Genomic DNA, 1,428 nt, shown 5'->3' with positions numbered 1-1,428 from the left:
AGGAGTGCTTCTTATGACCATTATACGACAATATAGCCTATTTGGCATCCAAGAATTATACGACATGGAACCTACCCAAAAATATGAAGCGATTATTTCTGCGATAGATTTAGATGCAATTTACCATGCAGTAACTAAGAAATCACGTTTTGGTGCGCCTGAAGAGCTAAATTATGGTGCCATGATTATTTCCGTTTTTGTTCGATACGTGGAACGAATTCCCACCATTAAAGACCTGGTTAAACGACTGAATGAAGACATTGCTTTCAAGCTGAATTGTGGATTTCTCGTTTCTGACGATGTCCCTTCTGAAGCGTCTTATTCTCGGCTTTTAACCAAGCTAAGTGAATCCAATATCCTGGAAAAGGTTCAAGAAAAGGTAGTCCTTCAAGCTATTTCAGAGGGTTTTATTATGGATGACACGATTGCCATTGACGCTACACACTTTGAAGCTAAAGAAGAAAAGCCAAAGCCTAAACCTAAAAAACGCGGACGCAAATCCAAAGAAGAGCGCGAACAATGGTTGAAAGAACAAGCTGAAAAAGAAGCCAATCTACCTCTTTACGATAAAAAATTGAAGCTCAATTAGACGTTAGCTTAGATGAACTACGTGCCGAAGTTCCTCAAGACCCAACATGGGGGGGGAAGAAGAACTCAGAAGGCAATAATGTCTTTTGGTTTGGATTTAAAGGGCATCTGGCTGTCGGAGCATCCAGTCAATATATTCTACAATCCATGTTTTCATCCGGGAGCTTAAATGATGGTAAGGCAGCCATCCCGTTACTAAAAGGGATGGACGAACGCCTTTCACTTCCATCTTTGCGCTATCAAACCATGGATGCGGGTTATGATTATGAACCCATTTACGAACAGGTAAACCGAATGGGCCACCAATCCGTTATTGCGTATAATAAACGAAATGAAGGGGAACCCATAGGGTTTGATAAACACTTTGCCCCAACTTGTTTTAGAGAGCATTCCTATCGTTATGATAGCTTTGACAAGAAATACGAAACCTTAAAATATACAAGTCCAAAAGAGTGTAAAGAATGTCCATTAGCTAACGAAGGGATTTGCCAAAAGGTTTATAAAGTTAAAATTACGACAGACCTGCGAAGGTACACCGCACCAGCACGTGGATCACAAGCATGGAAAAACATATTCAAACGTCGCACCGCTGTAGAACGAGTAAATGCCTATCTGAAGGAATTTTTTCAGCTTAATAATGTTCGTTATCGTACTGGAAAACGTGCAAAAGTTCACTTTGACATCGTAACACTGATTTACAACGCTTCAAAACTAGCAGCAGATCGAATAAATGCACAATTGAATCAGCAACAAACCGCATGATTTCTATTTTTAAAAATACAAATTAGAAATTCTGTACGTCTTTGTATTTTTAAAAAGAGCAATTATGAAATTGACTCA

The 1,428-nt window shown here is 39.1% G+C and carries 1 pseudogene; it reads left to right on the top strand.

From position 1 onward, the window contains the following. The first annotated feature begins 13 nt into the window (after window positions 1–13). Window positions 14–1,350, top strand: a pseudogene (locus WKU33_RS18860) (IS1182 family transposase). Window positions 1,351–1,428: the final 78 nt, after the last annotated feature.

The organism is Oceanobacillus sp. HCA-5259, from assembly GCF_037892815.1.
Lineage (GTDB): Bacteria > Bacillota > Bacilli > Bacillales > Amphibacillaceae > Oceanobacillus > Oceanobacillus indicireducens.
The sequence above is the reverse complement of the archived record's forward strand: the minus strand, read 5'-3'. Positions and strand labels throughout refer to the sequence as shown.